We start from the raw sequence: 25,637 nt of genomic DNA, 5'->3' as shown, positions 1-25,637 counted from the left end.
GAGTTAGTCAGGTTGTTCCAGCGTTTTAATGTAATCGTAAATAGCCAGCTGCGCGCGCACCTTGCGGCGATTGCCGCGCGGAACATACCGGTTACTGAGCTCTTTGTCTACGAAGCGGGCCTTAAGCGTATCACTGAAGAGGATGGCAATAATATCCAGCACGCGCTGTTTCAGAATCGGGTCAAGTACCGAGACGGCCACTTCAATGCGGTAATCGATATTGCGCGTCATCCAGTCCGCGGAGGAGAGAAAGACTTTTTTATCGCCACCGTTCTCAAAAATATAAACGCGATCGTGTTCAAGATAGCGATCCACAATGCTGATCACGCGAATATTGTCGCTGATGCCTACCAGATTGGGGATAAGCGAACACATACCCCGGACCAGCAGATTCACCTTCACGCCCACGCTGGAGGCGGTATAGAGGCGGTCAACCAGGCCCTTGTCGACCAGGTTGTTTATCTTGAGCGTAATGGCCGCGGGAATACCGTTCTGGGCATTGGCGATCTCATTATCAATAAACTGATAGAGCATCTGGCGTGAATTCTGTGGCGACACCATCAGATGTTCAAAGCTGACCGGGCGATAAGGGTTCTCAATAAAATTAAACACGCGGCGAACTTCATTGGTGATGCGCGCGTCGGCGGTCAGCAACGAGTAGTCGGTGTAAATGCGCGCGGTTTTTTCGTTGAAATTCCCGGTACCGATATGGGCATAGCGCGCCACCTCGCCGTTCTCACGGCGGGAAATCAGGAACAGCTTGGCGTGGATCTTAAGGCCAGGCGCCGAGAAAATCACATGAACGCCCGCTTCGGTCAGCCGTTTTGCCCAGTGAATGTTGGCTTCTTCATCAAAACGCGCCTGTAGCTCCACCACCACGGTCACTTTTTTGCCGTTATAGGCCGCGTGGATCATCGCATCAATAATACGGGAGTTCTTGGCCACGCGGTAAATATTGATCTTGATGGCCAGCACAGAAGGATCGAAAGAGGCCTGGCGCAGCAGCTCCAGAACGTGTTCAAACGTGTGATAAGGATAATAGAGCAGCACGTCGCGGTTACGGATGGCATCAAAGCCGTTGCGGAAGCGATCGAACCAGATGTGGCGCAGCTGCGGCAGCGGTTTGTTCACCAGATTGGCTTTGCCGACATTCGGGAAAGTGATGAAGTCTTTAAAATTATGGTAGCGCCCACCGGGAACGATGGAGTCGTAATTGGAGATATTCAGCTTCTTACGCAGCATCTCAACCATCGCATCCGGCATATCACGCTGATAAACGAAGCGGACCGGTTCCGCCGTCAGACGCTGCTTCAGGCTGGAGGACATCAGTTCGAGCAGACTCGACTCCATCTCCGTCACCAGATCGTACTCTGCGTCGCGCGTCATCTTCATCGAATAGGCATTCAGCGCGTCGTAGTCAAAGAAGCCGCGAAAGATATCACCCAGGCAGTAGCGCAGGATGTTATCAAGCAAAATCATCGGCTTACGGCGGCGAGGCGTTTCCGGCGGCAGATTAACGAAGCGGGGTACCTTATCTGAAGGGATCTCAAGCAGCGCGTAATCGATCGCTTCACCCCGAATGATCTCGACCGCCAGATAGGTGTAATCATCCTTAAGGAACTCGATCAGGTCGGTGTCATGGTTAATCAGGATAGGCGTAATATGCTGGCGGAGTTCATGTTTGAAATAGTGCCGCAGCCAGCTCTGCTGATTTGGTGACAGCTGGCGTTCGTTAATCAAAAAGATCTGATTGCGCGCCATTTCCAGCAGGAGATCGTTATAAAGCCCGTCAAACTCCTGGTCCGCTTTCAGCACCCGCGCCTGAATTTTATTGAGCAGGTGGCGGGGAGGGGAGGAGGTCCCTTGTTCCTCACCGATGATAATGCGGCGTTTCAGATCGGCGAAGCGGACTTTATAAAACTCTTCCAGGTTATTGGAGTAAATTCCCAGAAAACGCATGCGCTCAATCAGCGGATTGGTTTTGTCTGCCGCTTCCTGTAAAACGCGTTCGTTAAAGGACAACCAGCTTAACTCTTTTTCTATATACAGCTTTTCCTGACCCATTTTTACTCCGTATGCTGATTCAGGACCTGATTTGCCTGTGACCGGTCATTGTCTCACCTCATTATGGCGAGAGTATGGCAGCAAAGTCCAACGGACATTGTGGATTGTCTTATTAACCACATACGGGCAACATAGCGGCTTCTGGCATAAAGGAAAGCGACCTGAAGCATGAGTTCAACCCCCATTCCCGCACAGTTTAACGATGGCCGCCGCCGGTTTATCGATCGGCTGACCCGGCGCGTCGTCATGGCGTGTGGGCTGGCGATCCTGCTGGTAATGCTGCTGCTGTTTGTCTGGCTGATCTGGGTCGTGGTACCGCTGTTTGTCTCGCCTTCTGTCAGCGGCAGCCAGACCATTGCGCTGGCTCAGACGCGACCTGCGATTGCCATGGGCATGGATGACGCACAGCAGTGGGGATGGCGCATTGACGAGCGCGGCGAGGCGCATTTTATTCCGCTGGCCGGACAATCTTCTTCCGCGCCGTTAACGCTGGTTGGCAGCAGCACGGTTGCTGCTGTTAGCGCCGATAACCGTAGCGTCCTGCTGAACAGCGCAGCGGGTATGTTGCTGGTGGAGCCCGATTTTCACGGGAGCGAACCGCGCTGGAAGTTCCCGCTGGGAGACAGGCCGCTGGCCGCGCCAGCCTTACGTACGGCACCGCTAAGCCTGGCGCATCCCGACCCGCAAAAATGGCTGGTGGCGCAGGCAAACCCTGAGCGCATTACCGTTCAGCAGTTTCAGACTTCCCAGCCGCCCTTAAGCTTCAGTGTGGACAGCCGTGGGGTGAAACAGCTTCTGCTGACACCAGACGGTAAGCTTTTGTTCGCCCTGTCCGGAGAGACATTGCGCGTGTGGCGGATAACGCCGGACGGTCTGTCACTGCGGGACAGCCATACGCTGACGCCCTCACCGCAAGCGATGATCCTGCTCAGCAGCGGCAGTTCACTGCTGATCGCGGATGAAAAGGGGATCGCTCAGTGGTTTGATATCGCCACCGGAACCGGCCCGCGCCTGCGGCAGATCCGCTATTTCGCCGGTTCATCCGCCAGCGCCAGGCTGTTCAGCGAAGCGCATCGCCGCGTTTTTGCCACGCTGGGCGAAGGGGGAGAACTCACGCTGTTTGCCAGTAAACAGCAAGGGCCGATATTTTCGCACCGGCTGGCACCTGGCATACAAAATGCGGTCTTTGCGCCGCGTGGCGACGGTCTGCTGATTGAACGGCAGAATGGCTGGGAACATATCAAGCTCACCAATCCCTGGCCGGATATCAGCTGGAAAAGCCTGTGGCAGAAAGTCTGGTACGAACACTACCCTGCACCAGATTATGTCTGGCAGTCCACCTCGGCCAACGACGATTACCAGGGAAAATTCAGCCTGGTGCCTGTGGTGGTTGGTACCCTGAAAGCGGCGGCGCTGGCGATGTTGTTTGCCACGCCGCTGGCGCTGGCCGCGGCGATGTATACCGCCTGGTTTATGGCGCCGGGTCTGCGGCGCTGGGTTAAGCCCGCCATTGAGATGATGGGCGCGCTACCCAGCGTAGTCATCGGTCTGATCGCCGGATTGTGGCTGGCACCGCAGCTTGCGGATCGGCTGCTGGGTGTGCTTCTTCTGCCGCTGGCGCTGGCTGGCGTCCTGCTGCTATGTGGCTGGACATCGCAGCGGCTGCCGCCGGTCTGGCGCAGGCGTCTTTGCGCGGAAGGCCGGGAAATCTGGCTGTTGCTGCCGCTTCTGCTGCTGACCACCATTTCCTGCCTGTGGCTGCTGCCGCAGGTGGAGCAACTGCTTTTCGGTGAACGGCTGGCTGAGCGGCTGGGGGACTACCAGCAGCGCAACCTGCTGATTGCTGGCGTGGCGATGGGCTTTGCGCTGGTGCCGTTGATTTTCACCCTCGCAGAAGATGCCATTTTCAGCGTACCCGCGTCGCTGGGACAGGGATCGCTGGCGCTCGGCGCGACGCCCTGGCAGACGCTGACGCGGGTGGTCCTGCCCGGCGCGTCTGCCGGCATTTTTGCCGCACTGATGATCGGTTTTGGCCGGGCGCTGGGCGAAACCATGATTGTGCTGATGGCAACCGGCAACACGCCCGTCACCGACGGCGGCCTGTTAGAAGGCGTACGTAGCCTCGCCGCTAACGTGGCGATTGAGATGCCGGAGGCGGCTGCCGGTAGCGGGCATTACCGTATTCTGTTTTTAAGCGCCTTGGTGCTGCTGATATTCACACTTATCGTCAATACGCTGGCCGAGCTGATCCGCCAGCGGCTGCGCAGACGATACGGACAGCTGGAGGGGCAGGGATGAGTGCGGCCCGTCAAAACGATCGCTGGCGCTGGCTGACGGGCGGCGCTGTCGCGGTCAGCCTGCTCGCTTTTATGCTGTTGATTGCGCTGCTGGGCTGGCAGGGACTGCGCTATTTCTGGCCACATCCGGTAACGCTTTTCACTCTCCAGCAGAAGGTGGGAACAACCCAGCTTCTGGGGGAAATTGCCCAGTCGCAAACGGTCTCCCGGCAGCGGCTCGTCTCCAGCGGCATGCCCGGCGCGGAGGCGCTGCCAGAGGAAGTGACCCGCTACCTGATTAAAACCGGCAACCGGGATTTTGCCGACGCCGATTTTCACAGCGTACTCAGCAGCAATATTCTTCAGCGAGAACAGCCTGCGGGCGCGATTGTTCTGCAAAGACGCGTGGGCGGCATGGCCTATGGCTGGTTTGATGGCCTGCTGGAGAAGGGGCAGCCGCTGGTGGCGAAAAATCTGGCGCTGACGTTACAGGAGCGTATCCGGCAAACCCGCGAGCGGCAGGCGGAAGCGGATACGCTGCGCCAGGTCAGCATGGCACGCCTCAACGGCGAAATGCGCAAGCTTGCCTTACGCCGGCAGCAGCTCCAGGAGACAGACGCCTACAATGCCCAGGCGGAATCGATCTATCAGGCCGATAACGCGGAGCTACAGCGACAGTTCACCCTGCGCGCCGAACGGTTGCAGGAACTGAGTAGTGAAAGCGAACATACGGTGCTGGTGCTGCGCGATGTTTCAGGTCGGCAACACCATATTCCCCTGACCCAGATCCTGGCAGCCTGGTCACCCAATACCATGAGCTACGCTGAAAAGTTTCAGCATTTTGCGCATCAAATCTGGCATTTTGTCAGCAACTCGCCGGGAGAGAGCCTGGGTAACAATGGCGTATTTCCCGCCATCTTCGGCACCGTGCTGATGGTATTACTGATGTCGGTGGTGGTGATGCCGCTTGGCGTGATCGCGGCGATCTGGCTGCATGAGTATGCCGGCAACAGCCTGATGACCCGGCTGGTCCGCATTGCCGTGGTGAATCTGGCGGGCGTGCCGTCAATCGTTTACGGTGTATTTGGCCTGGGCTTTTTCGTCTGGCTGATCGGCGGCAGTCTGGACAAGCTCTTCTTTTCTTCTGCGCTTCCCGCGCCGACATTTGGCACACCAGGGCTGCTGTGGGCCTCACTGACGCTGGCGTTGTTGACGCTGCCGGTAGTGATTGTCGCCACCGAAGAAGGGCTGTCACGCATTCCCCCGTCGCTGCGACAGGGCTCACTGGCGCTGGGCGCGACGCGGGCTGAAACGCTCTGGCACGTCACGCTGCCGCTGGCAGTGCCGGCGATGCTGACGGGCCTGATCCTCGCCGTCGCTCGAGCAGCGGGCGAAACCGCGCCGCTGATGCTGGTGGGCGTGGTGAAAATGGTACCGGAACTGCCGGTTGATGCCGTTTTCCCCTATCTGCATCTCGATCGCAAATTTATGCATCTTGGATTCCAGATCTACGATCTGGCCTTTCAGAGTCCCGATGCCCAGGCAGACAGGCCGCTGGTGTTCGCCACAGCGCTGCTGCTGGTGCTTATTATTCTGTCGCTTAACCTGCTGGCGATGGGGCTACGTCACCGCCTGCGCGAGCGTTATCGCGCGCTGATGAACTGAACCTGACTGTGAGAGAACTGTAATGCCTGAGGAGCTGGATAATGCCCTGGTGCTGGAAAATGTGTCGCTCTGGTATGGCGATAAGCAGGCGCTGAACGGGATCACCATGGCGGTGCCGAAAAACCGCATCACCGCGCTGATTGGCCCTTCCGGCTGCGGAAAATCAACGCTGTTACGATCTGTTAACCGCATGAACGATTTGATCGATAACTGCCGGACCGAAGGCAGCATTCTGCTTAATGGGGAATGCGTGCTGAACCCACGGCAGGATCTCTCCGCGCTCCGCCGCCGGGTAGGCATGGTTTTCCAGCGTCCCAATCCCTTTCCTAAAACCATCTACGAAAATGTGGTCTACGGACTGCGCTTGCAGGGCGTTCGCGACCGCCGCGTGCTGGATGAGACGGTCGAGCGGGCGCTGCGGGCGGCAGCGCTGTGGAGCGAAGTGAAAGATAATCTCTGGCAGAATGCGCTGACGCTTTCCAGCGGGCAACAGCAGCGGCTGGTGATCGCCAGAGCGATCGCCATCGAGCCTGAAGTGTTGCTCCTCGACGAACCCACTTCGGCGCTGGACCCCATCTCTACGCTGGTGATTGAAGAGCTGATGAGCACGCTGAAGCAGCACTTCACCCTGATTCTGGTGACGCATAATATGCAGCAGGCGGCGCGTGTATCGGATTACACGGCGTTTATGCATCAGGGCAGCCTGGTGGAGTTTGACGAAACGGATGCGATCTTTACCGCGCCGAAGCAGCGGCGGACGGAGGATTATATTACCGGGCGCTACGGCTGAAGAAAGGGAGAACCGGAGATTCTCCCGATCATGTTGGCTAAATCAGGGAAGACCTGGAAATGATTTTACGTGCGGCGATGCCGGGTTACTCCCCGGCATAGCCTTCAGGCGGCAGTTTTACGCCATCAAGCCAGGCGGCATCATCACGCATGGCCAGCCGTCCTTCCAGGAACCAGCTCACCACCAGCGGATAGATCGCATGTTCCTGATGCTGGACGCGCGCATGAACATCCTCTTCCGTATCCTCAGCAAATACCGGCACCTTTGCCTGAAGGATCACCGGGCCGCCATCAAGCTGGTCGGTGACGAAATGCACCGATGTGCCGTGCTCTTCGTCACCGTTCTCCATCGCCTGTCGGTGCGTGTGCAGACCCGGATATTTCGGCAGCAGGGAAGGATGAATATTCAGCATCCGGCCCGCGTAGTGCGCCACAAAGGCGGGGCTGAGAATACGCATATAACCCGCCAGCACCACCAGATCGGGCGCATACGCGTCGATTTCCTGCATCAGCTGACGATCGAAGGCTTCACGATCGGCAAACTGTGATGCGGCCAGCGCATGGGCAGGGACCCCGGCTTCTCGCGCCCGCGTCAGGCCCAGGGCCTCCGCCTTATTGCTGAACACGGCGGCGACGCCGCCGGGGATACGCCCTTGCTGACAGGCATTCAGGATCGCTGCAAGGTTGCTTCCCTGACCGGATATCAGCACGACCAGCCGCTTCATGCGTTGATAACCACACGTTCTTCAGCGCTGGAGGCTTTGATCACACCGATTTTCCAGGCCGTTTCACCCGCGTCCTGCATCAGCTGGATCGCTTTATCCGCTTCGCTGGCGGCAAGCGCAATCACCATGCCGACGCCACAGTTGAAAGTACGGTACATTTCAAAACGGCTGACGTTACCGGCCTGCTGCAGCCAGCTGAACACTGCGGGCCACTGCCAGCTTGACTCGGAGAGCACGGCCTGGGTGTTATCCGGCAGCACGCGGGGGATATTTTCCCAGAAGCCGCCGCCGGTCAGGTGAGATATGGCATGCACGTCGACCTGCTCAATCAGGCTGAGGATATTTTTGACGTAAATACGGGTAGGGGCGAGCAGATGGTCCGCCAGCGGCTTGCCTTCCAGCTGGGTGGTTTCCGGATCGGTCTGGCTGACTTCCAGAATTTTGCGCACCAGCGAATAGCCGTTTGAGTGCGGGCCGCTGGAGCCAAGCGCAATCAGCACATCACCATCCTGCACTTTGCTGCCGTCAATAATCTCTGATTTTTCCACCACGCCGACGCAAAAACCTGCCACGTCATAATCTTCGCCGTGATACATCCCCGGCATTTCCGCAGTCTCGCCACCCACCAGCGCACAGCCGGACTGGGAACAGCCTTCAGCGATGCCGGTAATCACGCTGGCGGCGATCTCCACATCCAGCTTGCCGGTGGCGTAGTAGTCGAGGAAGAAGAGCGGCTCAGCACCCTGTACCACCAGGTCGTTGACGCACATGGCCACCAGATCGATACCAATGGTGTCGTGACGTTTTAAATCCATCGCCAGACGCAGCTTGGTGCCAACGCCGTCAGTGCCGGAAACCAGCACGGGTTCGCGGTATTTTTGCGGCAGCGCACAAAGGGCGCCGAAACCGCCCAGTCCGCCCATCACTTCCGGACGACGGGTCTTTTTCACCACGCCTTTAATACGATCGACTAACGCATTACCCGCGTCGATGTCTACGCCGGCGTCTTTATAGCTGAGAGAGGTTTTGTCGGTCACTGCGAAATCCCCACGCGGTTTGCGGTTGGTGGTATGGAAAATGAAGCGCGGCAATTCTACCAGTCGGGGCAAACGTTTGCGAGCGCCATGTGCTGATGTATTGCGTATGGCCGGGTTTTAGCCAATCCTTATCAAATCGCGGCAGATTTTGCAGAAGTTGCATTAAGTAATATGGCGTAGCGCAGAAAGGGCGCTATAATCTCGCGATTTTTTTTTGCAGCTTAACACTCCGGGAGTAAAAGAATGAAGATCGTGGAAGTCAAACACCCGCTGGTCAAACATAAACTGGGTTTGATGCGTGAACATGACGTAAGCACCAAGCGTTTTCGTGAACTTGCCTCTGAAGTGGGAAGCCTGCTGACTTATGAAGCGACCTCCGATCTGGAAACCGAAACGGTGACCATTGAGGGCTGGAACGGCCCTGTCGTCATTGAGCAGATCAAGGGTAAAAAGATCACCGTTGTGCCAATCCTGCGTGCCGGTCTGGGCATGATGGAAGGCGTACTGGAGCATGTTCCCAGTGCCCGTATCAGCGTCGTGGGTGTTTACCGTGATGAAGAGACGCTGGAGCCTGTCCCTTATTTTCAGAAGCTGGTTTCCAATATTGATGAGCGTATGGCGCTGGTCGTGGATCCCATGCTGGCCACCGGCGGCTCGATGATCGCTACCATCGATCTGCTGAAAAAAGCGGGCTGTACCAGCATTAAAGTACTGGTGCTTGTCGCTGCGCCGGAAGGCATTGCCGCGCTGGAGAAAGCGCACCCGGACGTGGAGCTTTACACTGCCTCGGTCGATCAGGGTCTGGATGAGAAAGGTTATATCATTCCAGGACTCGGCGATGCGGGCGACAAGATTTTCGGAACCAAATAGTCAATGCATCAGGCGGGCGTCGCAGTCAGGTTTCATCCGGCAGCCAGAGCGGCGGGCCGGGTTCGCTGTGTCTCCGGCTTGCAGGCCGGGGCCATCCTGCCTGCGACCCGTGCGGGCCTGCCGCATTGCACCCGTGAATGCGGGTTATTCAAATTGCTTCATTGTTCATTAAGCCGACCGCAGAGTCGGCTTTTTATTGGGTAAAATAAAGGGGATATTATGACGCGTCGCGCTATTGGTGTCAGCGAGCGGCCACCGCTGCTGCAAACCATTCCACTCAGCTTCCAGCATCTGTTCGCCATGTTTGGCGCGACGGTGCTGGTGCCTATTCTGTTTCATATCAATCCGGCGACCGTGCTGCTGTTTAACGGCATCGGCACGCTGCTTTACCTTTTTATCTGTAAAGGGAAAATCCCGGCCTATCTCGGCTCCAGCTTCGCCTTTATTTCGCCCGTGTTGCTGCTGCTGCCGCTGGGTTATGAGGTGGCGCTGGGCGGCTTTATCCTTTGCGGCGTGCTGTTCTGCCTGGTGGCGCTGATCGTGAAAAAAGCCGGGACGGGCTGGCTGGATGTGCTGTTTCCGCCTGCGGCGATGGGCGCCATCGTGGCGGTGATCGGTCTGGAGCTGGCGGGCGTGGCGGCCAATATGGCCGGATTGTTACCGGCAAACGGTGCTGCGGTGGACAGTAAAACAATTACCATCTCCATGGTGACGCTGGCGGTGACGGTGTTTGGTTCCGTCCTGTTCCGCGGCTTTCTGGCCATTATCCCGATTCTGGTCGGCGTGCTGGCGGGCTATGCGCTCTCCTGGCTGATGGGCATCGTCGACTGGGCGCCGGTCGCGGCGGCTCCCTGGTTCGCCTTACCGACCTTTTATACACCACGCTTTGAATGGTATGCGATGCTGACGATCCTGCCGGCGGCGCTGGTGGTGATTGCCGAGCATGTCGGACACCTGGTGGTTACGGCCAATATCGTCAAAAAGGACCTGCTGAAAGATCCGGGACTGCACCGGTCAATGTTTGCCAACGGTATCTCCACCATCTTTTCCGGCTTTTTCGGCTCAACGCCCAACACCACTTATGGTGAGAATATCGGCGTGATGGCGATAACCCGGGTTTACAGCACCTGGGTCATTGGCGGCGCGGCGATTCTGGCGATCCTGCTTTCCTGTGTTGGCAAGCTTGCCGCCGCCATCCAGGCCGTACCCGTGCCGGTGATGGGCGGTGTATCGCTGCTGCTTTACGGGGTAATTGGCGCTTCCGGCATCCGGGTGCTGATCGAGTCGAAAGTGGATTATAACAAGGCGCAAAACCTGATCCTCACCTCGGTGATCCTGATTATCGGCGTCAGCGGCGCGACGGTGCATATTGGCGCGGCAGAGCTGAAAGGCATGGCGCTGGCGACACTTGTCGGGATTTCACTCAGCCTGATCTTTAAGTTGATCAGCCTGATACGACCGGAAGAAACCATTCTCGATCCAGAGGATCGCGACTGACCATGGGAGAGATCCGGCCTTCGTTTATTAACCTAATCAAGGTGTGATAAACTTCTGCCGGATTTTGCCCGATCACTACTGAGGTGCTTCTGAACACTCCGGCACAGCTGTCGCTGCCACTCTATCTGCCCGATGATGAAACCTTCGCCAGTTTCTGGTCGGGAGAAAATCCGTCGCTGGTCGCGGCGCTGAGAAATGCGCTGCTTCAGGAACAGGGCAGCTATTTTTATATCTGGTCACGTGAGGGGGGAGGCCGCAGTCATCTGCTGCACGCCGCCTGTGCTGAACTCTCCGCGATCGGCGAAGCGGTGGGCTATGTGCCGCTCGATAAGCGAACCTGGTTTGTACCGGAAGTGCTTGATGGTATGGAGCAGCTGGCGCTGATCTGCATCGATAATATTGAGTGCATTGCCGGCGATGAGATGTGGGAAATGGCGATCTTCGATCTTTATAACCGCATTCTCGAAACGGGCAAAACCCGCCTGCTGATCACCGGCGATCGTCCTCCCCGCCAGCTAAATCTGAAGCTGGCCGATCTCGCCTCCCGGCTTGACTGGGGCCAGATTTACCGGCTACAGCCGCTGTCAGACGATGACAAACTTCAGGCGCTGCAGCTGCGCGCCCGGCTGCGGGGATTCGAATTGCCGGAAGATGTGGGCCGCTTCCTGCTGAAAAGGCTCGATCGTGAGATGCGCACGCTATTTGAAACGCTGGATAAACTCGATCGCGCTTCCATCAGCGCTCAGCGCAAGCTGACCATTCCCTTTGTCAAAGAAGCGCTGAGTCTGTAGTCAGACGAAAGCGCCCTGGCGCTTCAGGCAACGATTTCCAGCACCTGCTCCGGTGTACGACCAAGCCGTGCCTGGTCTCCGGCGATAACGATCGGGCGTTCAATCAGTGCGGGATGGGCAGCCATGGCCGCCAGCAGCTTTTCTTCGCTGATGCTGGTGTTGCCTAACTCCAGCGAGCGGTAGAGCGGCTCTTTAGTGCGCATCAGCGCTCTTGCTGAGGTGAATCCCAGTTTTTCCAGCACGCCTTTCAGCGCTGTCGCATCGGGCGGCGTTTCCAGATAGAGCACTATCTCCGGCTCCACACCGTTCTCCCTCAGTAAGGCAAGCGTCTCACGGCTTTTAGAACAGCGTGGGTTGTGATAGATCGTGACGGTGGTCATAAATTTCCTTCTCATCAGGATTTCTGATACTGGCGGAAGCGCTGCTGAAGCTGGCGCAGCTGATCGATACGCGCATCGTAGCGCGCCTGCTTGAGGCTGCGCAGCGGGACGGCGGCGCTGGCGCTGATCAAACTGCGGATCGCCTGATCCAGCTGACCGTTAAGCGCAAGGCCTTCGGCTCTGGCGGCCTGTTCCTCATCGGTCAGTCCCAGGGCGGCGGAAGCCTGTGCCAGCAGATCCCAGCCGTTCGCATCCTCTTTATGGTTCCAGGTGTAGCGGTTAAGCAACCTGCTCGCCTCGGCAGGCTGCTTCGCCACCAGATACGCGTTAGCCAGGTTAAGCTGCACAACCGGGCTGGCAGCTGCCCCGCGAGCGCCTTTCAGCATGGCAATGGCACGCTGAGGCTGGTTCAGGCCGATCTCAATATCGGTCATGATATCGAGATACCAGACGTTGTCAGGCTGGCTGGCCAGCAGGGGAGCGATGATTTTTCTGGCGTTGGCGAAGCTTTTAGCCTCAAGGAACTGCACCGCTTTGCCGTACTGCGCCGCGGCCTGTTCGCGGGTGTTGCCTTTGCTTAACTGGTTAAGCAGATCGTCGGTCAGCTGATTCTGGCCGGTAGCATACATGCCCAGCGCACGCACTTTCGCCATATAAAAATCCTGGGAAGACTGCACCACCACCGGCTTCATCTGATTGGCGCGGTTACGGGCGTCGGCGAGGCGGCTGTCAGGCAGCGGGTGCGTCAGCAGAATTTCCGGCGGTTTGGACGAGAAACGCGACTGATCGGCCAGCTTTTGCAGGAAGTTGGGCATCGCTTCGGGATCGAAACCGGCGCGTTGCAGCACCTGAATACCGATGCGGTCAGCCTCCTGCTCGTTCTGCTGCGTAAAGCTGATAATGCCCTGTTGTGTGCCTGCCAGCGTGCCGCTCAGCGCCGCCATACCGGCCTGCGGGCTGGCCATCGCCAGCAGGATTGAGCCAAGCGCGCCGACCCAGGTTAACGGCGCATTGCGCTGCTGCGCTTCCATCGCGCGGGCCAGGTGCCGCTGGGTGACGTGGGAAATTTCGTGCGCGACGACCGAGGCGAGCTGGCTTTCATTATCGGCGTAGCGAAACAGGGCGGAATGGAGCACCACGTTGCCGCCGAAGAAGGCGAAAGCGTTGATCTGATCGTTGCGGATCAGGAAAAAGTGGAAGGGCGTTTTTACCGACCAGGCGTGATTCACCAGCCGCATACCCAGCTGATTGATGTAGTCATTCAGCAGCGGATCGTTAATAAGCGGGGCGCTGCCGCGCAGCTGGCGCACGTAAAAATCGCCCATCGCCAGTTCCTGATTGACCGACAGCGTGCTGCCCGCCGTGGTGCCGATATCGGGCAGATTATCACTGATATCGGCGGCGGCGGGCAGAGAAGGGAGCGAAAGCGTGACAATCAGCGAGGCCAGCGCGCATCGCTTTAATCGGTTTAGCATACTGAATCCCATCCTGATGAACTCCTCGTTTGACCCGCAATCCGGCTGATTGTTCGCTACAGGGAGCTTAACCCGTCGCCTGAGCAAGGTATCTTAACCAGTGGCGGAGAGGAAGGAAACGGGCCACGGTGACTATAAGGCGGCAAAAGTGACGGGCGACACGCCTGATAAAGCGATAAAGGCGCTGGCGTGACCGCTAACCCGCGTCCGGCACATAGTTAACCTGTAAAAAGAGCCACATTCTTTTTTAAAAGCGCCATCTGCGGTTCATGTCGCTGTCATAAAGCATTGTTACCTTGCCTGCCATGAGAACGATCTCATGGTGAAAAGGTGAGCAGATGACCGATTTACTCCAGGTGGCGAAACTGGCTGGCGTCTCCAGGGCGACAGCGGCGAGAGCTTTCTCTGCCCCCGAGCTGGTGCGTGAAGAGACCCGGAACAAAGTGCTTGCCGCTTCTGAACAGCTTAGCTTCCGGCCAAACCATATTGCGCGTCAGCTACGCACGCAATCCTCCCGGACGCTGGGCGTGCTTTTACCGTCTTTAAGCAATCCCGTGTTTGCGGAGCAGTTGCAGGCGATGGAAGTCGCCTCGCAGCAGAGTGGCTATGCGCTGCTGATCGCAACCAGTGATTATCAGACCCAGCGTGAGGCCGATATCGTCGAGAACATGCTGCGCCAGCGCGTGGATGGGCTGGTACTCACCGTAGCGAATGCAGACAGCAGCCGGCTCCTGGTGAGTCTTCGCCGGGAGGCCGTGCCGGTGGTACTGGTCCACAATGCGCCGGCCTCCCTTACGCTCCCGTCAGTCTGCGTCGATAACCGGCAGGCGGTACGCCAGGCCACCGATCGTCTGCTCGCTCTTGGGCACCGGCGTATTGGCATGATTGCCGGGCCTGTTGTGCAGTCCGATCGCGCCTTGCTGCGCTACCAGGGCTATTGCGATGCCATGGCAAATGCCGGACTCAACCCCGCCCCCATGCTGGAAATGCCCAGCCATACCCGTTCAGATTTTCAGACCCTGCAACCTGCTTTAAAAGGCAGCCAGGCAATGACGGCGCTGATTTGTACTAACGATCTGCTGGCGATCAGCGTGATGGGGGAATTGCAGCGCGCGGGATATCAGGTGCCTCAGCAAATTTCCATTATTGGCTTCGACGGCATCGACATTGGACGCCTTGTTTATCCTTCGCTGACCTCGGTCGTGCAACCGCTCCAGCAAATGGGAACCGCTGCGATTGCGCACCTGCTGGCTTTAATCGACGAGCAGAAGCCCGAACCGGTTCAGCCGCTACAGACAGCACTGCGGCTGGGGGAGAGCATCGCGCCACCGCCTGCGTTTTTGTTTTAATTTTATAACCAACATCCGGGAAAACTTATGTTACAGCCTAAACAGTTCAGCAAGATTGCCGCCGCCGCGCTGCTGGCGGGAGGAACTCTGTTCAGCCAGGTGGCTTCAGCCGCCGATGCTATTTGTTACAACTGCCCGCCAGAATGGGCAGACTGGGGGACACAACTGAAGGCGATTGCCAGCGACACCGGCATCAATGTGCCTCAGGACAACAAAAATTCCGGTCAGGCGCTGGCACAGCTGGTGGCGGAGAAAGCCGCTCCGGTAGCGGATGTTGCCTATCTGGGCGTGACCTTTGGGATTCAGGCTGCCAAATCCGATGTGGTAGCCGCTTATAAGCCCGCGAAATGGAACGCCATCCCGGACGGCATGAAAGATCCGGCTGGCAAATGGGTGGCGCTGCACTCCGGCACCCTGGGATTTATGGTGAATGTCGATGCGCTGGGCGGTTTACCTGTCCCTCAATCATGGCAGGATCTGTTAAAACCAGAATATAAAGGCATGATCGGCTTCCTCGATCCTTCCAGCGCCTTTGTCGGCTACGTTGGCGCGGTGGCGGCAAACCTTGCGATGGGCGGCAGCCTGCAGGATTTCAGCCCTGGCCTGGCCTACTTCAAAAAACTGTCAGCCAATGAGCCAGTCGTGCCGAAGCAGACTGCCTATGCGCGCCTCCTCTCAGGTGAGATCCCCATTCTGCTGGATTACGATTTCAACGCCTACCGGGCGAAGTATACCGACCATGCCAATGTCGCATTTGTGATTCCAGAAGAGGGGACTCTGACCGTTCCCTATGTCATCAGCCTGGTCAAAAATGCCCCTCATGCTGATAACGGTAAAAAGGTGATCGACTATGTGCTTTCTGACAAAGGGCAGGCCATCTGGGCCAACGCTTACCTGCGTCCGGTTCGCACAGAATCCATGTCCGCTGACGCGAAGAAACGTTTCCTGCCGGACAGTGATTATGCCCGTGCCAGAACGGTTAACTATCAGGACATGGCGGATGCGCAGAAAAGTTTTTCCGCCCGTTACCTGAGTGAGATTCGGTAATGTCGGTGCCGTCTCTCAGCACGCGTGACCGCGCCTTCCCCAGGGCGCCCACTTCACGGCTGCTACGCCAGCGGAGAATAGAATGGATGATGGTGCCGGCATTGCTCTTTTTTGCCGCTTTCTGGCTGTTACCTTTTGCTTCGCTGGTGCTGATGGGCAGCCAGCCGGATAACAGTACTGGCGTCAACGCCTACTGGACTATCCTCACCCAGCCTCACTATTTACGTAGCCTCGGTGTGACAGTGCTGCTCTCACTGCTGGTCTCCCTGACGGCGGTGGCGCTTTCCGCTGTTGTCGGCTGTTTTCTGGCCCGTCATCGCTTTGCGGGCCGCTCACTTCTGCTGGCTATCCTCACTTTTCCGCTCGCTTTTCCGGGCGTGGTGGTGGGATTTCTGGTGGTGATGCTGGCCGGGCGGCAGGGATTGCTGGCGCAGATCGGGCTGGCGCTGTTCGGTGAGCGCTGGATGTTTGCCTACTCGCTGACGGGGTTGTTTGTGGGGTATCTCTATTTTTCCATTCCACGCGTGGTGATGACGCTGGTGGCTGCCTGTGAAAAGCTCGATCCTTCACTGGAGGAAGCGGCGCGCTCTCTTGGTGCCAGCCAGTGGCGGGTGATATGGGATGTGATTGTGCCGGGTATGGCGCCTGCGCTTTTCTCCAGCGGCGCGATCTGTTTCGCGACAAGTATGGGCGCGTTCGGCACCGCGTTTACCCTTGGCACCAATCTGAACGTCCTGCCACTGACGATTTATGGTGAGTTTACGAACTACGCCAATTTTGCCACGGCGGCGGCCCTGTCGGTGGCGATGGGCGGTGTGGCATGGCTGGCGTTGATTCTGGCGCGCTGGCTTGCGGGTGAACATAAAGGGGTAGCCTGATGAAACGTACCGGACTTTTCTGGGTCCAGCTCACTGTTACGCTCAGCCTGAGCCTGTTTATGGTAGTACCCATCCTGCTATCGCTGCTGGCTGGCGTAACCGAAAACTACTTTATCGGGCTGAAAAGCGGTCTGACGCTACGCTGGGTCGAACAGGTATGGGAAATGTACGCCGGTACGCTCTGGCTGTCGTTGCTGATCGCCGTCAGCTGTCTGGGCTGCGTCCTGATGATCGGCGTGCCGGCGGCGTGGGGACTGCTGAAAACGCCGCCCCGCTGGGCCAGCCGCATCGAAGAGCTGCTGCTGTTGCCGGTGGCGCTTCCGGGACTGGCGACCGCGCTGGGGTTGATTATCGTCTATGGCGGATTTCACGATCTGCGTCTGAGCTGGCTGTTTATCCTGATAGGCCATGTGCTCTTCACGCTGCCCTTTATGGTGCGGCCTGTACTTTCAGTCATGCGCGCAAGCCACCTTTTACAACTGGATGAAGCGGCTGCCAGCCTGGGGGCCGGTTTCTGGCAACGCTTTTTCAGCGTGATCGTTCCCAACTGCCGTAACGGGATCCTGGCCGGGGCTTTTATGGTGCTGACGCTCTCCATTGGCGAGTTCAATATCACCTGGATGTTGCACACGCCGCTAACCAAAACCTTACCGGTAGGGCTGGCGGACAGCTATGCCTCGATGCGGCTGGAAGTAGGCTCTGCCTATACCCTGATATTTCTGGCAATTATTCTGCCGCTACTGCTGGCACTGAGCGGGATCACCCATTACGCACAGCGTCGGGCAGAAAGGCGGATTTTATCTGTTAAGGAGACAGTCTGATGGCAGACTCCCTGAGTATTCATTTACGTCGCTGTTCCCGCACCTTTACCGGAAACGCGCCAGCCCTGTATCCGCTGGACCTGGATATCGTTGCCGGCGAAACGCTGGTACTGCTTGGTCCCTCAGGCTGCGGAAAGACCACAACGCTCCGCATTATCAGCGGCCTGGAAACGCCTGATGAGGGCGGAGAAGTCTGGTTCGGCGATCGGAATGTGACGGCGCTGCCGATTGAAAAACGTAATGTGGGAATGGTGTTTCAGAACTACGCGCTGTTTCCGAATATGAACGTGGCGGATAACGTCGGTTATGGCCTTCGCATTCAGGGCATCCCGAAAGAGGAGCGTCGGGAAAGAGTCGATGAGCTGTTAGCAATGGTGGATCTGCTGCCTTTCGCGCTACGTCCGGTTGATGCTCTTTCGGGCGGACAGAAGCAGCGTGTTTCGCTGGCCCGCGCGCTGGCCGCCCGGCCTAAAGTGCTGCTGTTTGATGAACCCCTGGCCGCGCTTGACGTCAAGCTTCGGGAGCGGCTGCGCGAGGATATCGCGATGCTGCTGCGTAAGCTCAATATAACCGCAGTCTATGTGACGCACGATCAGCAGGAAGCGATGGCGCTTGGCGACCGGATCGCCATCCTTGAGCAGGGACGAATCGCCCAGATTGGCACACCACGAGAGATCTATCAGCAGCCCGCGACCCGCTTTGTGGCTGATTTTGTCGGGGCTATTAACGGCCTTCAGCCTGTCGGTCCCGGCACCGCGATGCGTTATTGCCGGCCTGAAGATATCCAGCTCGTTGCGCCGGCAGCGGGGATCTGCAACGGACGTATCTGCGGGCAGCTGTTTCTTGGCGCCACCCAGCGGTTGCTGATTGATATTGGCGGCGAAACGCCCATCCAGGTGGACTGTTCTGCCCGCGAGCAGTGGCAGACTGGCCAGAAGGTCGGCATCTCTATTGCCGACGAAAGAATATTGGCGCTTTAAATAAGGGAGATCGGTTATGAATCAGCAGCCTGTTTTACTTGCCCAGATCAGCGATCTGCATATCAAAACCCAGGGGAAACTCTCTTACAGGAAGGTGGATACCCTGGGCGCGCTGCGCCAGGTTATCCGCAGGCTGAACGCGCTGGATCCCCGCCCTGATGCGGTGGTGATCACCGGGGATTTAGTCGATTTTGGCTATGAAGAGGAGTACCTCACGCTGAAGGAGGCCTTACAGCGTCTGGAGCTGCCTTACTGGCTGATGGCAGGGAATCATGACGATCGGCAGATGCTGCGTAAGGTATTTGCCGATCAAGCTTATCTTTTTCAGCATCCTGAATTTATTCAGTGGGAAGGGGAGTGTGGCCCGCTACGCCTGCTGGCGCTCGATTCAACGATTCCGCAGCAGTCGCCGGGAGAGCTCTGCGAAGCGCGTCTCGACTGGCTGGCGGCGCGGCTTGAGGCGCAGCCTGAACGGCCCACGCTGGTTATGCTTCATCATCCTCCTTTTATCAGCGGCATCGCCCATATGGATCGCCAGAGGCTGAAGCAACCAGAGCGACTGGCTGCGGTCATTGCAAGACATCCGCAGACAGAACGCGTGCTGTGCGGTCATATTCATCGCAGTATGCAGATTGCCTTTGCTGGCACGATAGCCTGTAGCGCGCCAGGCGCGTCACACCAGGTGGCTTTTGATCTTAGCCCGGATGGACCGGCGAACTTCTGCCTGGAGCCTGCGGGCTTCCTGTTGCATCGCTGGACACCTGACCAGGGCGTCATTACTCATCAGTGTGTGGTCGATCGCTTTGACGGGCCTTATCCCTTTTACGATGTGAACGGCCTCATCGATTAATTCAAATTATTATTGGCCTTACTTCACGCAAATTATTCCCAAAATGACAGGGACGTGTACAATCCAGCTCGTTCTGACCAGGAGCACTGCACAGTTAAATTAAACGCGCATAAAAAATAATAAGGCGCTTCATAATGAAAAAACGCACCGGAGTAGGTCTGTGCTGAGGCTAGAACGCCCCAGGATGGATTTGCGTTCACTTATTACCCTGTTGGCCGTGGCCAGCATTGTCATCACGCTGGCTAACTCTCTCTACGCCACCTGGCGGGTGCAGCGTGAGGTGCTGATCGGCAACACGCTTGAGGCTAACCGCGTTTATGCGACCAAGCTGGCGTCCACGGCGGAGATGTTCTTCCAGCTGGCACAGCCCCAGCTCGCCTACAGCGCCAGGCTGCTTCAGGATGGGCTGGACGACGACGCGGTCATCGTGGGGGAAGTGGAGCGGCTGCGTGAACAAACCAACAGTTTTAATTCGGTTGTTGTCGTCGATGCCGGAGGATGGGTGAAGGCCGTTTCGCCAGAATCGCTGAAGCTGAAAGGCCGTCATCTTGCCACCAGCAGTACCCAGGAGGCGCTGAAAGCCCGCAAGCCGCTGATCGGCAAGCCCGCGATGTCCGCGGCGAATAATCTGGTGGTCTTTGTCTCCACGCCCGTCTGGTCGAAAACGGGCCGCTACCTTGGCTTTGTCGGGGGCACCATTTACCTGAAGAAAAAAAGCATCCTGAACGAACTTCTGGGCGAGCAGTTCTACCGTGACGGCTCGTCGCTCTTCGTGGTGGATGGCGATAACCGGGTGCTTTATCATCAGAACAGCGCGCTGATCGGGCAAAAACTGCCGCCCGTTATCCCCGATCCGGTAAAGCAGAAGAACCAGAATGGTTACCTGCAGGTTGGCGAGGCGAGTCGTGAGCCTATGCTGGCAGGCTTTGCGGTCGTGCCTACGCCGGACTGGACAATCGTGGCGCTGAAACCGACCAGAACGACCCTGGCGCCGCTCACCAATCTGCTGATGAAAGTGTTACAGCACTCCGTGCCTTTTGCCCTGCTGACGCTGCTCTGCGCCTGGATCCTGGCGCGGCTGATTGCGCTGCCGCTCTGGCAGCTGGCACGTAAGGCGAGCCGGATGGACGCGGCTGGCGTGTCGAAAGAAATTACGATCATTCGCGCCTGGTACTATGAGGCTTTGCAGATAAAGCGAACGATGCTTGCGGGGATCGGGCTGCTGCAGGACAAAATAGGCCAGTTAAAATTTGAAGTGCAAACCGATCCGTTAACCTCATTACTGAACCGCCGGGGGCTCAGCGCGGTGCTGGAGTACTTCCTCGCCACGCGACAGCCTTTTGCCGTGCTGGCGCTTGATATCGACCACTTTAAGCGTGTGAATGATACCTGGGGACATAATGTGGGCGATGAGGTGATCAAAAGCGTCGCCCGGCAGTTAAGCGCCAGTTCCCGACAAACGGATGTGGTCTGCCGCAACGGTGGGGAAGAGTTCCTGATGATCCTGCCTGGTGCCCAGCGGGATATCGCCGTGGCTATTGCTGAGCGCGTCCGGCAGCAAGTGGCGCAGCAGACGCTGGAAACCGTGGGCCATATTACGCTTTCCGTCGGCGTGGCGTTCTGGGATGCCAAAGGCGAGGCGATGGAGCAGGCGTTTAAGCAGGCTGACGATGCGCTTTACCAGGCTAAACATGCTGGTCGTAACCGGGTGGTCATCTCTCCGGCAACGGACGATGGCAGCGTTACGCCGCCGCAATCCGGCTGAATCCAAAACCAGCTTCATTCAGGATACAGCAGGTGGTCAGGAGACAGCCCGTCCCGCTTTCAGGTAAACTCTTCAACCTTCGTACGCAAGGGTGATTCAGATGCTCGAACTCTTATTACAGTGGTATCGCCGGCGTTTCAGCGATCCTCAGGCTATTGCACTGCTGGCGATCCTGCTGGCCGCATTCACGATTCTGTTTTTCTTTAACGGCCTGCTGGCGCCGCTGCTGGTGGCGCTGGTCGTTGCCTATTTACTGGAGTGGCCGACCGTCAGACTGGAGCGGTTTGGCTGTTCCCGTACCTGGGCGACCGCCATTGTGCTGACCCTTTTTGCCTCAGTGCTGTTGGTGATGGTGCTGATCGTGGCGCCCGTCGCCTGGCAGCAGGGGATCAGCCTGACCCATGAACTGCCTTCCATGCTGACGCGGCTTTATAATACCGCGATGCGGCTGCCGGAGCGTTTCCCGACCCTGGTCGACGTCGGTATCGTGGATATCGTGATTGAAAACCTGCGCAGCCGCCTGAGCGGTATTGGCGATCAGCTGGTGAAATACTCCCTTGCGTCTCTGGTGGGACTGCTGACGTTGGCGATCTACCTGGTTCTGGTGCCGCTGATGGTCTTTTTCCTGCTGAAGGATAAAGCGCAGATGCTGGCCGCAATCAGTCGTCTGCTACCGCGCGATCGCGGCCTGGCAGGCGAAGTCTGGCTGGAAATGAATCAACAGGTTTCCAACTATATTCGCGGTAAGGTGCTGGAGATGATCGTGGTGGGTGTTATCACCTGGATAAGCTTTCTGGCGATCGGCATGAATTATGCGCTGCTGCTGGCTGTGCTGGTGGGCTTCTCGGTGCTGATCCCCTACGTGGGCGCGCTGGCGGTAACGCTGCCGGTTATCGGCGTGGGGCTGGCGCAGTGGGGGTTGGGCGGCGATTTCTGGACGATGATAATTATCTATCTGATCATTCAGGCACTGGATGGTAACGTGCTGGTGCCGGTGCTCTTTTCTGAGGCGGTCAATCTGCATCCGCTGGTGATTATTCTGTCAGTGGTGATCTTTGGCGGACTGTGGGGATTCTGGGGCGTCTTTTTTGCGATTCCGCTGGCCACGCTGATCAAAGCGGTTGTGCACGCCTGGCCTGATGAGCTTTATACGGAAAAAACGCCGAAAGAATAAGAAAAGGCGGAGGTGGCTCCGCCTGACAGGATGATTCAGAGCGCTTTCAGGTACGCCATCACGATATCGTGATGGTTCGCGGTTTTGAAATCGTCGAAGACCTTTTCAATTTTGCCATCCGTACCAATCAGAAAGCTGATGCGGTGGATACCATCATAGGTTTTACCCATAAAGGATTTTTCGCCCCAGATGCCAAACTGCTCGCAGACTTGATGATCTTCATCTGAGAGTAAGGTGAAGTTGAGCAGCTCTTTTTCAACGAAGCGGGACAGCTTTTCGGGTTTGTCGGTGCTGACGCCTAACACTTCAACGCCCGCTTTTTTCAGCTCGTCCATGTTGTCACGCAGACCGCACGCCTGAACGGTGCAGCCTGGCGTCATCGCTTTTGGATAGAAGTACACCAAAACGCGCTGTCCCTGGAAGTCGGTTAAATTAACCTGTTCGCCATCCTGGTCGGGCAAGCTAAATTTCGGTGCAACATCACCGGCTTTCAGTGGATTCATTACTACTCTCCGTTTTCTCATCATGCTGTGGATATGTCACCACGCTAATAGTGCCTTGCGCATGGAGTTCTGTACATAGCCTGTTAAACGCCTGTTCGATCGAGGAGGCATCGTGACTGGCCGGACTGTGGGCAGTGATCTGAATATAGAGCAGAGATGGCTGATTTTCTTGCGCAGGCTGGGTACGTGAGACCAGCTCGGCGATATTCATCTGGTGAGAATCGAACAGGTCGGTGAAACGTTCAATGATATGGGCCGAGTCGGTGACTTCCACCTGTACCCATACCGTGGCAGGCATCGGCGGGCGTTCACGGAAGGTGGTGCGTTTCATCACGATCAGCAATTCAAGCTCCGCCCCTTTCAGCGGCAGCGTGGATTCGATTAAGGTGATGGCGTTCCAGCTGCCGGAGAGCAGCATAATGAAGCTGAATTCTTCACCGAGCATGGCAAGGCGGCTATCTTCAATATTACAGCCGCAGCTGCTGACATGACGGGTGATGGTATTGACAATCCCCGGGCGATCGACGCCGAGCGCGGTGATAACAAGATGATGTTGCTCTGACTGCGGCAAAATAATGCTTCCTGTATGTCTCAGTGATTAGCAATTGTGATAACCCTAAGGTAAACATAAAAAATACCCCATGCCAAGGGGGCTTAGGGCCTTGTCTGCTTGCTTTTCACCAGGCGTAAACCTTACCATGAAGAACTTGTTTGGGGAGGGGATGGCTAATGTTTACGGGAAGTATTGTTGCGCTCGTCACGCCGATGGATGACAAAGGGTATGTCTGCCGGGCGAGTTTAAAAAAACTGATTGATTATCATGTTGCCAGCGGAACGGCAGCAATCGTCTCGGTAGGGACCACCGGAGAATCGGCCACCTTAAGCCATGAAGAGCATGGTGACGTGGTGATGCTGACGCTGGAACTGGCTGATGGCCGCATTCCCGTGATCGCCGGTACCGGCGCGAACGCCACCGCCGAGGGGATCTCCCTGACGAAACGCTTTGAAAACAGCGGCGTGGTGGGTTGTCTTACCGTCACCCCTTACTATAATCGCCCGACGCAGGAAGGCCTCTATCAGCACTTCAAGGCAATTGCTGAAAGTACCGCGCTGCCGCAAATGCTCTATAACGTCCCGTCCCGTACCGGTTGTGATATGCTGCCGGAAACCGTGGGCCGTCTGGCGAAGATTGAAAATATTATTGGAATTAAAGAGGCCACCGGGAACTTATCGCGGGTTAGCCAGATCCAAGAGCTGGTTGATGAAGACTTTGTGCTGGTCAGCGGCGACGACGCGACGGCGCTGGACTTTATGCAACTGGGCGGCCAGGGCGTTATCTCCGTGACGGCAAACATCGCCGCACGGGAAATGGCTGAACTGTGCCAGCTTGCCCAACAGGGCAACTTCGTGGAAGCGCGACGCCTGAACCAGCGTTTGATGCATCTGCATCAGAAGCTATTTATCGAGCCTAATCCTGTCCCGGTTAAATGGGCGGCTAAAAAGTTAGGATTAATTGCAACCGATACGCTGCGTCTACCCATGACGCCGATGACTGATGCCGGTCGTCCGGTTGTTGAGCAGGCACTGAAACACGCAGGCCTGCTTTAAATTTAGGGAGAAGTAATGGCTTACTCAGTACAAAAGTCCACGGTAGCAAAAGCGGTGGGGCTTTCTTTGGTGATGCTGCTGGCGGCATGCTCCAGCGATCAGCGCTACAAGCGTCAGGTTAGCGGTGATGAATCCTACCTGGAAGCGGCTGATATAAGCGATTTGCGCGCGCCGGCGGGGATGATTCTGCCGCTGGAAAACGGCGAATATGACGTGCCTGCCGTGAGCAGCAAGGGTGCCACCGGTAAGCAGCTGGACATTCGTCCACCGGCGCAGCCTCTGGCGCTGGTAAACGGTGCCCGCACGCAGTTTGCCGGTAACTCTGGCGTGCTGCTGCTAGATAGCAGCCGCAGTGCGGGACTCTGGGCGCAGGTCGTTGATGTGGTGCAGGCGCAGAAATATCCGATTGCCAGCAAAGCAGACGCGAACCAGACCCTGACCACCGACTGGGTCGAGTGGCAGCGTGCTGATGAAGATTATCAGTATCGCGGCCGCTATCAGATCAGCGTGCAGCAGCAGGGCTATCAGCAGGCGCTGACGGTTAAGCTGCTGGAGCTTGAGCAGCAGAACAAAGCGGTAACCTCGCCGGTGCAGCAGCAACGCTATACCGCGGAGATGCTGAACGCGCTGAGCGCAGGTCTGGATAAGATCGAAACCAGCCGTCAGGCAGCCGCCGCGCAGCGCAGCACCTCGCAGATGGACGTTCAGAGCGGCGCCGATGAAACCGGTCTGCCTAACCTGATTGTTCGCGCGCCCTTCAATACCGTCTGGGAACGCCTCCCGGCGGCGCTGAAGCGTGTGGGTATGGAAGTGTCTGACCGTAACCGTTCACAGGGCAGCCTGAGCGTGACCTATAAAGCACCGGGCGACAGTACCTGGAATACCCTCGGTGCGAAAGATCCTGAGCTGCCCAACGGCGATTATAAGCTCCAGGTCGGCGATCTTGAGAACCGCAGCAGCCTGCAGTTCCTCGATCCGAAAGGACATTCGCTGACCCAGTCGCAAAACGATGCGCTGGTGGCGGTGTTCCAGGCCGCTTTCAGCCAGTAAGTTTCAGGGCCGGACTTGTCCGGCCTTTTTTATTTCCCTGCGC

The 25,637-nt window shown here is 57.3% G+C and carries 23 protein-coding genes; 16 read left to right on the top strand and 7 right to left on the bottom strand.

Translation table 11 applies throughout. The features are described 5' to 3' along the window. Positions 1-3 precede the first annotated feature (3 nt). The gene (gene ppk1 / locus EA20_RS0102660; RefSeq protein ID WP_024965356.1) at positions 4-2,064 is read right to left on the bottom strand and encodes a polyphosphate kinase 1; all 2,061 of its coding nucleotides are present in this window, start codon (positions 2,062-2,064) and stop codon (positions 4-6) included. 168 nt (positions 2,065-2,232) lie between these two features. On the opposite strand from ppk1, the gene EA20_RS0102655 reads away from it, so the two are divergent. The 3 genes from EA20_RS0102655 to pstB are packed head-to-tail and all read left to right on the top strand — an operon-like array spanning position 2,233 to position 6,795. Then, positions 2,233-4,362 (top strand): ABC transporter permease subunit, encoded by a 2,130-nt coding sequence (locus EA20_RS0102655; protein WP_024965355.1) that lies wholly within the window; start codon positions 2,233-2,235, stop codon positions 4,360-4,362. Continuing rightward, complete coding sequence (pstA, locus tag EA20_RS0102650; RefSeq protein ID WP_024965354.1) at positions 4,359-6,005, top strand: phosphate ABC transporter permease PstA; 1,647 nt, start codon at positions 4,359-4,361, stop codon at positions 6,003-6,005. Before EA20_RS0102655 ends, pstA begins: the two co-directional genes overlap by 4 nt. A 22-nt stretch (positions 6,006-6,027) precedes the next feature. Beyond that, the gene (gene pstB, locus EA20_RS0102645; RefSeq protein ID WP_024965353.1) at positions 6,028-6,795 is read left to right on the top strand and encodes a phosphate ABC transporter ATP-binding protein PstB; all 768 of its coding nucleotides are present in this window, start codon (positions 6,028-6,030) and stop codon (positions 6,793-6,795) included. 85 nt (positions 6,796-6,880) lie between these two features. Here pstB and purN read toward each other — a convergent pair whose 3' ends face one another. Next, on the bottom strand, positions 6,881-7,519 hold the full coding sequence (gene purN, locus EA20_RS0102640) for a phosphoribosylglycinamide formyltransferase (protein WP_024965352.1): 639 nt from the start codon (positions 7,517-7,519) through the stop codon (positions 6,881-6,883). After that, positions 7,516-8,556: a phosphoribosylformylglycinamidine cyclo-ligase gene (gene purM / locus EA20_RS0102635; RefSeq protein WP_024965351.1), complete on the bottom strand. Its 1,041-nt coding sequence runs from the start codon at positions 8,554-8,556 to the stop codon at positions 7,516-7,518. The genes purN and purM overlap by 4 nt, the downstream gene beginning before the upstream one ends. Before the next feature lie 243 nt (positions 8,557-8,799). On the opposite strand from purM, the gene upp reads away from it, so the two are divergent. The 3 genes from upp (at position 8,800) to hda (ending at position 11,714) form a co-directional block, all read left to right on the top strand. Then, positions 8,800-9,426 (top strand): uracil phosphoribosyltransferase, encoded by a 627-nt coding sequence (gene upp, locus EA20_RS0102630; protein ID WP_024965350.1) that lies wholly within the window; start codon positions 8,800-8,802, stop codon positions 9,424-9,426. 219 nt (positions 9,427-9,645) lie between these two features. Beyond that, positions 9,646-10,923, top strand: coding sequence for a uracil permease (uraA, locus tag EA20_RS0102625; protein ID WP_024965349.1), 1,278 nt, complete (start codon positions 9,646-9,648; stop codon positions 10,921-10,923). An 89-nt stretch (positions 10,924-11,012) separates the two neighbouring features. Then, positions 11,013-11,714, top strand: a complete 702-nt coding sequence (gene hda / locus EA20_RS0102620) for a DnaA inactivator Hda (RefSeq protein ID WP_235192631.1) — start codon at positions 11,013-11,015, stop codon at positions 11,712-11,714. Positions 11,715-11,737: 23 nt separating this feature from the next. Here the strand turns inward: hda and arsC are convergent, their stop codons facing one another. Both arsC and EA20_RS0102610 read right to left on the bottom strand, forming a co-directional pair. Beyond that, on the bottom strand, positions 11,738-12,094 hold the full coding sequence (gene arsC / locus EA20_RS0102615; RefSeq protein ID WP_024965347.1) for an arsenate reductase (glutaredoxin): 357 nt from the start codon (positions 12,092-12,094) through the stop codon (positions 11,738-11,740). A gap of 14 nt (positions 12,095-12,108) precedes the next feature. Beyond that, entirely contained in the window at positions 12,109-13,569 is a 1,461-nt protein-coding gene (locus EA20_RS0102610) for a M48 family metallopeptidase (RefSeq protein ID WP_024965346.1), read from the bottom strand. A gap of 338 nt (positions 13,570-13,907) precedes the next feature. Between EA20_RS0102610 and EA20_RS0102605 the strand changes: the two genes are divergently transcribed. The 8 genes from EA20_RS0102605 to EA20_RS0102570 all read left to right on the top strand — a co-directional run bounded on the left by EA20_RS0102605 (position 13,908) and on the right by EA20_RS0102570 (position 22,433). Continuing rightward, entirely contained in the window at positions 13,908-14,918 is a 1,011-nt protein-coding gene (locus tag EA20_RS0102605; protein ID WP_024965345.1) for a LacI family DNA-binding transcriptional regulator, read from the top strand. Positions 14,919-14,945: 27 nt separating this feature from the next. Next, positions 14,946-15,965: an ABC transporter substrate-binding protein gene (locus EA20_RS0102600; protein WP_024965344.1), complete on the top strand. Its 1,020-nt coding sequence runs from the start codon at positions 14,946-14,948 to the stop codon at positions 15,963-15,965. Beyond that, on the top strand, positions 15,965-16,843 hold the full coding sequence (locus EA20_RS0102595) for an iron ABC transporter permease (protein ID WP_024965343.1): 879 nt from the start codon (positions 15,965-15,967) through the stop codon (positions 16,841-16,843). The genes EA20_RS0102600 and EA20_RS0102595 overlap by 1 nt, the downstream gene beginning before the upstream one ends. Next, on the top strand, positions 16,843-17,664 hold the full coding sequence (locus EA20_RS0102590; protein WP_024965342.1) for an ABC transporter permease: 822 nt from the start codon (positions 16,843-16,845) through the stop codon (positions 17,662-17,664). Before EA20_RS0102595 ends, EA20_RS0102590 begins: the two co-directional genes overlap by 1 nt. Next, the gene (locus EA20_RS0102585) at positions 17,664-18,644 is read left to right on the top strand and encodes an ABC transporter ATP-binding protein (RefSeq protein WP_024965341.1); all 981 of its coding nucleotides are present in this window, start codon (positions 17,664-17,666) and stop codon (positions 18,642-18,644) included. Before EA20_RS0102590 ends, EA20_RS0102585 begins: the two co-directional genes overlap by 1 nt. Positions 18,645-18,660: 16 nt before the next feature. Beyond that, complete coding sequence (locus EA20_RS0102580) at positions 18,661-19,494, top strand: phosphodiesterase (protein ID WP_024965340.1); 834 nt, start codon at positions 18,661-18,663, stop codon at positions 19,492-19,494. A 184-nt stretch (positions 19,495-19,678) separates the two neighbouring features. Beyond that, on the top strand, positions 19,679-21,259 hold the full coding sequence (locus EA20_RS0102575; protein WP_369699778.1) for a diguanylate cyclase: 1,581 nt from the start codon (positions 19,679-19,681) through the stop codon (positions 21,257-21,259). A gap of 100 nt (positions 21,260-21,359) precedes the next feature. Then, the gene (locus tag EA20_RS0102570) at positions 21,360-22,433 is read left to right on the top strand and encodes an AI-2E family transporter (RefSeq protein WP_024965338.1); all 1,074 of its coding nucleotides are present in this window, start codon (positions 21,360-21,362) and stop codon (positions 22,431-22,433) included. 35 nt (positions 22,434-22,468) lie between these two features. On the opposite strand, the gene bcp is transcribed toward EA20_RS0102570, so the two are convergent. Together bcp and EA20_RS0102560 are read right to left on the bottom strand one after the other, a co-directional pair. After that, on the bottom strand, positions 22,469-22,936 hold the full coding sequence (gene bcp, locus EA20_RS0102565; RefSeq protein WP_024965337.1) for a thioredoxin-dependent thiol peroxidase: 468 nt from the start codon (positions 22,934-22,936) through the stop codon (positions 22,469-22,471). Then, complete coding sequence (locus tag EA20_RS0102560; RefSeq protein WP_024965336.1) at positions 22,914-23,507, bottom strand: glycine cleavage system transcriptional repressor; 594 nt, start codon at positions 23,505-23,507, stop codon at positions 22,914-22,916. Before EA20_RS0102560 ends, bcp begins: the two co-directional genes overlap by 23 nt. A gap of 158 nt (positions 23,508-23,665) precedes the next feature. Between EA20_RS0102560 and dapA the strand changes: the two genes are divergently transcribed. Beyond that, the gene (dapA, locus tag EA20_RS0102555) at positions 23,666-24,544 is read left to right on the top strand and encodes a 4-hydroxy-tetrahydrodipicolinate synthase (protein ID WP_024965335.1); all 879 of its coding nucleotides are present in this window, start codon (positions 23,666-23,668) and stop codon (positions 24,542-24,544) included. 15 nt (positions 24,545-24,559) lie between these two features. Next, entirely contained in the window at positions 24,560-25,594 is a 1,035-nt protein-coding gene (bamC, locus tag EA20_RS0102550; RefSeq protein ID WP_024965334.1) for an outer membrane protein assembly factor BamC, read from the top strand. Positions 25,595-25,637 lie beyond the last annotated feature (43 nt).

It is taken from the genome of Pantoea sp. IMH (genome assembly GCF_000599885.1).
Taxonomy (GTDB): domain Bacteria; phylum Pseudomonadota; class Gammaproteobacteria; order Enterobacterales; family Enterobacteriaceae; genus Erwinia.
Note: the sequence above shows the minus strand (reverse complement) of the source record. Positions and strands in the feature narration are given on the sequence as shown.

Excerpts from the sequence above, each read along its gene's own strand:
- ppk1 (WP_024965356.1), bottom strand. The coding sequence starts at position 2,064 with ATGGGTCAGGAAAAGCTGTATATAGAAAAAGAGTTAAGCTGGTTGTCC.
- EA20_RS0102655 (WP_024965355.1), top strand. The coding sequence starts at position 2,233 with ATGAGTTCAACCCCCATTCCCGCACAGTTTAACGATGGCCGCCGCCGG.
- pstA (WP_024965354.1), top strand. The coding sequence starts at position 4,359 with ATGAGTGCGGCCCGTCAAAACGATCGCTGGCGCTGGCTGACGGGCGGC.
- pstB (WP_024965353.1), top strand. The coding sequence starts at position 6,028 with ATGCCTGAGGAGCTGGATAATGCCCTGGTGCTGGAAAATGTGTCGCTC.
- purN (WP_024965352.1), bottom strand. The coding sequence starts at position 7,519 with ATGAAGCGGCTGGTCGTGCTGATATCCGGTCAGGGAAGCAACCTTGCA.
- upp (WP_024965350.1), top strand. The coding sequence starts at position 8,800 with ATGAAGATCGTGGAAGTCAAACACCCGCTGGTCAAACATAAACTGGGT.
- uraA (WP_024965349.1), top strand. The coding sequence starts at position 9,646 with ATGACGCGTCGCGCTATTGGTGTCAGCGAGCGGCCACCGCTGCTGCAA.
- arsC (WP_024965347.1), bottom strand. The coding sequence starts at position 12,094 with ATGACCACCGTCACGATCTATCACAACCCACGCTGTTCTAAAAGCCGT.
- EA20_RS0102610 (WP_024965346.1), bottom strand. The coding sequence starts at position 13,569 with ATGCTAAACCGATTAAAGCGATGCGCGCTGGCCTCGCTGATTGTCACG.
- EA20_RS0102605 (WP_024965345.1), top strand. The coding sequence starts at position 13,908 with ATGACCGATTTACTCCAGGTGGCGAAACTGGCTGGCGTCTCCAGGGCG.
- EA20_RS0102600 (WP_024965344.1), top strand. The coding sequence starts at position 14,946 with ATGTTACAGCCTAAACAGTTCAGCAAGATTGCCGCCGCCGCGCTGCTG.
- EA20_RS0102595 (WP_024965343.1), top strand. The coding sequence starts at position 15,965 with ATGTCGGTGCCGTCTCTCAGCACGCGTGACCGCGCCTTCCCCAGGGCG.
- EA20_RS0102590 (WP_024965342.1), top strand. The coding sequence starts at position 16,843 with ATGAAACGTACCGGACTTTTCTGGGTCCAGCTCACTGTTACGCTCAGC.
- EA20_RS0102585 (WP_024965341.1), top strand. The coding sequence starts at position 17,664 with ATGGCAGACTCCCTGAGTATTCATTTACGTCGCTGTTCCCGCACCTTT.
- EA20_RS0102580 (WP_024965340.1), top strand. The coding sequence starts at position 18,661 with ATGAATCAGCAGCCTGTTTTACTTGCCCAGATCAGCGATCTGCATATC.
- EA20_RS0102575 (WP_369699778.1), top strand. The coding sequence starts at position 19,679 with ATGGATTTGCGTTCACTTATTACCCTGTTGGCCGTGGCCAGCATTGTC.
- EA20_RS0102570 (WP_024965338.1), top strand. The coding sequence starts at position 21,360 with ATGCTCGAACTCTTATTACAGTGGTATCGCCGGCGTTTCAGCGATCCT.
- bcp (WP_024965337.1), bottom strand. The coding sequence starts at position 22,936 with ATGAATCCACTGAAAGCCGGTGATGTTGCACCGAAATTTAGCTTGCCC.
- dapA (WP_024965335.1), top strand. The coding sequence starts at position 23,666 with ATGTTTACGGGAAGTATTGTTGCGCTCGTCACGCCGATGGATGACAAA.
- bamC (WP_024965334.1), top strand. The coding sequence starts at position 24,560 with ATGGCTTACTCAGTACAAAAGTCCACGGTAGCAAAAGCGGTGGGGCTT.